Raw genomic sequence first — 7,597 nt, 5'->3', positions numbered from 1 at the left:
TATAAAATCATGGTTTAAATAAAGATATTATACCATAACTGGGGCAGGATACTTTGAAGCTGGAAGATAAAAATTAAAATTTTAAAGCCTTAGGTAGATATAGCCATCCTTTTGCCTTTTTGCAATTTCATAAAAGCTAACAGGAGCGATTTTAACACCGGGTGCCAGATCAGCATCTGAAAGGTTGTTTGATTTCATTGCAACACCGCATGCGTATACATTTATTTTATGATTGCCAAGCAAATTGTTTATATTTTCAGATTCGGATTTAAGAACGCCAAATATACCAGTTTCTGAATAAACTGCAACAATGTCTTCAACATCATTCATTTTTGCCATATTGGATATTGCCAGATATGACAAAGGTATTTTCTCACTTTCAGATATTTGAAATAATATTTTCATATCATACTAATTTTTATAATGTAATTAAAGGTATATTTTTTTTGAAAATGTTTATAAAAATTATTTTAAAAGCTTGGGTATATCATCCGGGTAATCTGCAACATTAATTCCAGCATCCATAAACGCTTTTATTTTTGATTCTGCAGTGCCTGTCCCACGTTCAATTATTGCACCTGCATGCCCCATTCTTTTTCCTGGTGGTGCACTCCTTCCGGTTATGTAACCAACAACAGGCTTTTTGACATTTTCCTTTACATATCTGGCAGCCCTTTCCTCCTCACTTCCACCAATCTCACCAACAAGCACAATCCTTTTGGTGTTTTTATCCTCGTTATACATTTTTATTACATCAAGGAAGGTAAGGCCAACAATAGGGTCTCCTCCCAGTCCTATTACTGTACTCTCACCAAATCCAGCATCAGTAACAGCCTTAACAATTTCATATGTTAATGTTCCACTTCTTGATGCAATTGCAACGTCTCCTTTTCTAAATATATGGTTGGGCATGATCCCTATTTTTGCCTCACCAGGAACCGTAATTCCGGGGCTGTTGGGGCCTATAACTGTTACACCCTTTCTGTTTGCCTCTGCAACAATTTCCATGGTGTCATGTACAGGAACGTGTTCTGCCAGTATGTATATAAGCTTTAGTCCATTATCAATTGCCTCAAAGGCGGCATCCCTGACAAAAGGAGCCGGCACTGCCAGCATTGAGGCTTCAGGCATAAGTTCAAGTGTGTCCATAACAGTTTCATATATTTTTATGCCATTGACAGTGCCGCCAGATTTTCCCGGAGAAACTCCTGCAACAACATTTGTCCCAAATTTTATCATTTCACCTGAATGAAATGAACCCTGGTGACCGGTCATTCCCTGAACTATTACCCTTGTATTTTTTGTTATAAGCACCATTTTAATTACCCCCATTTAATTTCACAAGCTCATTGATTGCATCATTCATATTTGAATAGGCATCTATGCCATTGTCCATAAGAATCCTCCTGCCCTCATCCTCATGAACACCGCTAAGCCTAACAACAATTTTCTGTTTTATATTGAATTTATTCTTTGCTGCAACTATGCCATTGGCCACCGTATCAGCCTTGGTAACACCGCCAAATATATTCACAAAAAATATTTTTGGATCTGCCCTCAAAACAAATGAGAATGCATCCTCAACTATACCCGTACTGTCAGTTCCACCTAGGTCAAGGAAATTTCTTGGCCTGAGTTTGTGAAGCGTCAGGGCATCCAGCGTCGCCATTGTAAGCCCCGCACCATTGGCTATTACACCGATGTCACCATCCATTTCAATGAATGTAAAGCTTTTTGATGCTGATTCATTTTCGAGCTCTGTCTTCTCAGGATCAGGGAAAATATACTCCTTATGCCTGTATAGGGAGCTATCATCTATAATTACCTTGGAATCACCGGCAATAATATTATCTGATGAATCGATTATAAGGGGATTTATCTCCATCAGTAGAGAATCCTCCTTTTTAAATGCATTATAAAGTAATCCTATTAAAGTCCCAAGCTGCGACTTCAAACTGCCGGAAAGGCCCAGAAATTCAGAAACCTCCCGTGATATATAATCAGAATATCCCATTAATGGGTCTATCTTTATTTTTATTATTCTGCTGTCTGGTACACTCTCTATATCCATCCCGCCATCAGGAGATGCCATTAAAAGTGGCCCCTTTGATGATCTATCAAGGGTTATGCTTAAATATAACTCTTTTTTAATATTTATCATTCTCTCTATTAATAGTTTATTTACCTTTAAACCGTTTATAGTTGCTCCCAGCAGGGTTTTTGCAGCCTCTTTTAGATCCTCCTGTGATTTGGCAAATTTTATACCACCTGATTTGCCACGCTTTCCTGAAAGTATCTGGGATTTTACGGCCACTGGATATTGATAGGGCCTGATCTCATTAATATCAGAAACAACATAGCCATCTGGAACTGGTATTCCATATTTTTTAAAAATTTCCTTCCCCATGTATTCATAGAGATTCATATATATCGAAATTAAATGATTAGACCATATTTAATATTATTTTTCAGGCTAAAAGTATGGTTAAAAATATTTTTAAGGATATAATGCATTTTATTACATGATTTACAGAGACTTTGGCACATCAGGCTTTAAAGCATCGGCAATAGGAATGGGAACATATTATGATATGCGGTGGATCTTCAAAACATATGCCGGGGTATATTCAAATAAGAAAACAAAGATTAATGCCATTAAAACTGGTCTGGAAAATGGAATTAATTTAATAGACACTGCTGAATTTTATCATACAGAGGGTATTGTATCCGAGGCGGTAAAAAATTTCAAGCGTGATGAAATATTTATATCAACAAAGGTGCTTCCAACACATTTATCACCAAAATCCCTTGAAAGGGCACTGAAAAGAAGCCTAAAAAATTTAAATATGGATTATGTGGATTTATACATAATACATTTTCCAAACTATGCGGTTGATCTTAAGAAAACATTAAAAAAAATGGAGGAATTAACAGAGGCTGGATTAATAAGAAATATAGGTGTAAGCAATTTTAGTTTTAAGCTTATTAAATACACTGTGGAAAATCTTAAAAAATACAATTTATGCGCCGTGCAGCTTAATTATAATATACTGCACAGAAACGTTGAGAATAATATTTTAGATTATTTAAAGAAGAATAACATTGCATTAATGGCGTATTTTCCCATAGCCCATGGTAAAACAGCAAGGAATAAGAATCTTGAGGAAAAATTTAATTATATAAGGTCAAAAATTGGGGATGTGCCCGGTACAAGCATAGCCCTTTCGTACCTTACAAGCATAAGTGATAATGTTTTTCCAATTCCGCGTGCATCAAATCCTGAACATGTAATGCAGAATATAAAATATGCTGATATAAAATTGAATGATGAATTAATAAAATATATACAAAATAATTTTTAAAATGAATTTATGTTTTCAACAAGCCTCTGACCATATTCTGCTGTTCCAAGTGGATTCACATTAAAGAATTTTGCAAGGTCTGCAGTTACAGTTTTTTCCTCTATTGCCTTGTTTACAGCCCTTTCAATTATATCCTCTGCCTCTGTCCAGCCCATATATTTCAGCATAAGCTGGGCACCCCTTATGAGCCCAAGTGGGTCTGCTATATTTTTACCTGCATACTTTGGGGCTGTTCCATGTACTGCCTCGAACATGGCACCATCGTCACCAACATTGGCGCCCCCCAGTGTGCCTATATTTCCAATAAGTGCCCCGGCGGCATCAGATATATAGTCACCATCAATATTCGGTGCAAGAATAACATCATATTCCCCGGGTCTTGTTATAATTTGCTGGAACATATTATCTGCTATTATGTCATTTATAAGTATTTTTTTACTGCCATCCTGCGAAACATAATCAGAAAATTCATTTAAGGCGGTTTCATATGCCCATTCCCTAAATGCACCTTCTGTATACTTCATTACATTGCCCTTGTGCATAATTGTGACCTTTTTCTTATTTTCTGATATTGCAAATTTAATTGCCGCCCTTGTTATTCTCTGTGTTTTATATTTATTCATTGGCTTCAGGCCTATGCCAGTATCATCACCAAGATCTATGCCCAATTTTTCCTTAAAAAATGCCTTTATTTCCTGTGCCTCCCTGCTATCATATTTCCACTCATAACCCATGTACAGGTCATCTGTATTCTCCCTGAAAATTGTTAAATTAACATTTTCTGGGTGCTCAAGCGGACTCTGAAGGCCATTCACATACTTTACCGGCCTTATGTTTGAATATAAATCGAGCATCTGCCGTATTCTTACATTTATGGACTTGAAACCTGTGCCCACAGGGGTTCCAAGTGGGGCCTTCAGTAATATCCGGTATTCCATTATATCCTTTATGGATTCCTCAGGAAACCTATCGCCCTTTAGATTCAGGGCCTTATCGCCCACCAGGACCTCCCTCCATGCTATTTTTTTATTTTTGTAAGCCTTCTTAACCGCAGCATCAACGACCTTTCTGGTTGCATCCATGATTTCAGGGCCAATGCCATCACCATCCGTATAAAGTATAACTGGATTGTCTGGAACCCTCCATTTTTCGCCGGTGAAAATTATTTTATCCATTAAAATCCCTTGTTTCAATAAATTTTATTATCTTATATATTTTTCTATGATATACAAAATACATTGAATTTTAAGTTGGATTTAATTAAGGCAGTAATCATCCAATAATAAAGTTAAAATTTAATATACATATATTGAGATATGGAATTTAAAACTGATACAATAAAAATAAACGGAAATGAATACAGGTATTACCCTCTTGCGCAGCTCAATGAAAAGTACGATGTTGACAGCCTTCCATACTCCTTTAAAATTTTACTTGAGAATATGATGAGAAATTTTGATGGAATTGATATAAATGAAAAATCTATTGATAATACTGCATCAATGAAAACAGGATCAGAAATTGCGTTCAAACCATCCAGGGTTGTGTTTCAGGATTATACCGGAATACCAATACTTTTAGACCTTGCAGCAATGAGGTCATATTTGAACAGTAAAAATGTAAGCCCCGAAAAATTAAATCCGGCAGTGCAGTCAGATATGGTTATCGATCATTCAGTAATTGTTGATACATTTAAGGATACAGAGCCGATAATAATTAACATGAAGGACGAATTTGAAAGAAACATAGAAAGATATAATTTTCTTAAATGGGCAAAGGAATCATTTGAAAATGTTAGAATAGTCCCGCCAGGCCATGGCATAATACATCAAATAAATCTTGAATATTTTTCCTCACTTGCTGTCAAAAAGGACGGCACAATATTCCCTGAAAGCCTTATAGGTGCAGATTCACATACAACAATGATAGGAGGTATCGGTGTGCTTGGCTGGGGCGTCGGTGGTCTTGAGGCCGAGGCATCCATGCTTAATGAGCCATATTTTATGACTGTTCCAGAGGTAATAGGTGTAAACTTAAAGGGAAAATTAAATACCGGGGTAACGCCAACAGATACCGTGCTTTATATAACCAAAAGGCTAAGGTCTGAGAACGTTGTTAATAAATTTGTTGAATTTTTTGGAAATATTAATGAACTCACCGCACAGGACCGGGCAACAATTGCAAACATGGCCCCGGAATACGGTGCAACCATCGGTTATTTCCCTGTGGATAATGAAACACTTCAGTATATAAGGGCAACAAACAGGGATGCTGATTCAGTAGAGGCCTATTTTAAGGCGCAGGGATTATTTTATAATGGCCCGAAGAGGTATAATAGGGTTATAGATATTGATCTCTCAGAAATAAAAAGTTCTGTGGCAGGTCCAAAAAACCCGGATGAGCTTGTTGAATTAAAGGATCTTAGAGGTACAGTAAAGGGTCTAATAGAAAACAACCATGGTGATGTTGTTAATGACGGGTCTGTTGTGATTGCTGCAATAACCAGCTGTACAAATACATCCGATCCCACAGTTATGCTTGGCGCCGGTATACTTGCCAAAAAGGCATATGAACACCATTTAACATCAAAGGATTATGTAAAAACAAGCCTGGCTCCAGGTTCAAGGGTTGTTACAGATTACCTTAAGGCCGCAGGCCTTCTTGACTATTTAAATAAAGTAGGCTTTGATGTGGTTGGATATGGCTGCACAACATGCATAGGCAACAGCGGGCCTCTAATACCTGAGGTACAGAAAGATATCTTAAAAAATAATATAAAAACATATGCAGTTTTAAGCGGAAACAGAAACTTTGAGGGCAGGATTAACCCATACATAGCAGGGGCCTTTCTCGCATCCCCTGTTCTTGTGGTTGCCTTTGCCATAGCAGGCAGGGTTGACATAGATTTTGAAAATGAGCCCATAGGTTTTGATGGCGACAGACCGGTTTACCTAAGGGATGTATGGCCATCCAGTGAGGAGATTAAAAAATACTTTTATCTGGCAATGGATCCCGAGGCATACAGAAAGGAATATGCCGAGGTTTTCGAGGGTGACGCAAACTGGAATTCATTAAAATCGTCAAAAAGCACATTATTTACATTTGATGATTCCTCAACATATATTAGGGAGCCACCATGGCTTTATCTTGATCCTGTAAAAAACATAAAAAATGCCAGAATATTTGCAATATTTGGTGATAAGATTACAACAGATCACATCTCACCAGCAGGGCCAATAGCAAAGGACTCTGTTGCAGGTAAATACCTTTCCTCGCTTGGTGTGTCTGAAATGAATACATTCGGTGCAAGGCGCGGTAATCATGAGGTAATGATGCGCGGTGGCTTCTCAAATCCAAAAATAAGGAATCTAATGGTTGATAAAACCGGTGGGTACACAATATTTTACCCATCAGGCGAGGAAATGTCTTTCTATGATGCTGCAATGAAGTATAAAAGTGAAAATGTTCCGCTGGTCATATTTGCAGGAAAACAGTACGGATCAGGAAGCTCCAGAGACTGGGCAGCAAAGGTTACAGCATTGCTTGGCATAAAGGCAGTAATTGCCGAGAGCTTTGAAAGAATACACAGAAACAATCTTGTGGACATGGGAGTAATACCAGTCCAGATCGATAAAATGCCTGAACTAAAGGGTGATGAGCTAATAAGCATAGATGGCATTGAAAATATAAATAAAAATCAGGATTTAACCATAAGAATAAACAGTAATGAAATTCATGGAAAGGCACTGATATATACTGATGCAGAATTAAATTACATAAAATCTGGAAATATACTCAAGTATATATCAGAACAGATTAAATAAATTTTTTAATATAATATTGGATTTAATATTTAATGATAAATAAATTTTTATCTGTTATATAACTCTGGCTCTAGCACGTCAAGGGCTTTATTCTTAAATTCATTTATTCTGTTTTCTATGTCCTTTGCATTCATTTTTTCATCTATTAATATATATCTAACCTTGGCCAGTAGTGACGTTGCATATGTGCATTTGCATAATGAATCTGATGTTATTACCATCATCTCAGGTTTATATTTTAACAATTCATCCATTCCAACATCTCGTGCTTGTCCCTTTGGCGTTATTTTATATGCAGGTGAGTCGTATCTTTCCTCCTTTTTTGTTTCATCATCAAAAATTACAAAATATCTGGAATCCTCCAGCTTTATTAAATTGTTATTTTCATCAGTGGTTATTCCTATCCTTATA

Annotated in this window: 7 protein-coding genes; 2 read left to right on the top strand and 5 right to left on the bottom strand. The window is 36.8% G+C overall.

Going from position 1 to position 7,597, the window contains the following annotated elements; translation table 11 throughout:
• Positions 1–81: 81 nt before the first annotated feature.
• From AOG55_RS01175 to sucC, 3 genes are read right to left on the bottom strand one after another with little or no spacing between them, the layout of a single operon-like run.
• A complete protein-coding gene (locus tag AOG55_RS01175) occupies positions 82–405 on the bottom strand; it encodes a DsrE family protein (protein WP_048101273.1) in 324 nt (107 codons plus the stop codon).
• Positions 406–465: 60 nt separating this feature from the next.
• Positions 466–1,317 carry a succinate--CoA ligase subunit alpha gene (gene sucD, locus AOG55_RS01170; protein WP_082180440.1) on the bottom strand — a complete coding sequence of 284 codons (852 nt, stop codon included), beginning with the start codon at positions 1,315–1,317 and terminating at the stop codon, positions 466–468.
• Between the two features lies 1 nt (position 1,318).
• Positions 1,319–2,425 carry an ADP-forming succinate--CoA ligase subunit beta gene (gene sucC / locus AOG55_RS01165; RefSeq protein WP_055040781.1) on the bottom strand — a complete coding sequence of 369 codons (1,107 nt, stop codon included), beginning with the start codon at positions 2,423–2,425 and terminating at the stop codon, positions 1,319–1,321.
• A gap of 97 nt (positions 2,426–2,522) precedes the next feature.
• On the opposite strand from sucC, the gene AOG55_RS01160 reads away from it, so the two are divergent.
• Complete coding sequence (locus tag AOG55_RS01160) at positions 2,523–3,362, top strand: aldo/keto reductase (RefSeq protein ID WP_055040780.1); 840 nt, start codon at positions 2,523–2,525, stop codon at positions 3,360–3,362.
• On the opposite strand, the gene AOG55_RS01155 is transcribed toward AOG55_RS01160, so the two are convergent.
• The gene (locus tag AOG55_RS01155; protein WP_048101277.1) at positions 3,359–4,537 is read right to left on the bottom strand and encodes an NADP-dependent isocitrate dehydrogenase; all 1,179 of its coding nucleotides are present in this window, start codon (positions 4,535–4,537) and stop codon (positions 3,359–3,361) included. The two genes, AOG55_RS01160 and AOG55_RS01155, sit on opposite strands and share 4 nt — an antisense overlap.
• Positions 4,538–4,678: 141 nt before the next feature.
• On the opposite strand from AOG55_RS01155, the gene acnA reads away from it, so the two are divergent.
• On the top strand, positions 4,679–7,186 hold the full coding sequence (acnA, locus tag AOG55_RS01150) for an aconitate hydratase AcnA (protein ID WP_055040779.1): 2,508 nt from the start codon (positions 4,679–4,681) through the stop codon (positions 7,184–7,186).
• Between the two features lie 47 nt (positions 7,187–7,233).
• On the opposite strand, the gene AOG55_RS09440 is transcribed toward acnA, so the two are convergent.
• Positions 7,234–7,597, bottom strand: a 364-nt coding sequence (locus AOG55_RS09440; protein ID WP_055040778.1) for a hypothetical protein, incomplete at its 5' end; no start/stop codon positions are given.

Source organism: Acidiplasma cupricumulans (assembly GCF_001402935.1).
GTDB lineage: Archaea > Thermoplasmatota > Thermoplasmata > Thermoplasmatales > Thermoplasmataceae > Acidiplasma > Acidiplasma aeolicum.
This window is presented reverse-complemented; position numbering and strand designations above follow the sequence as displayed.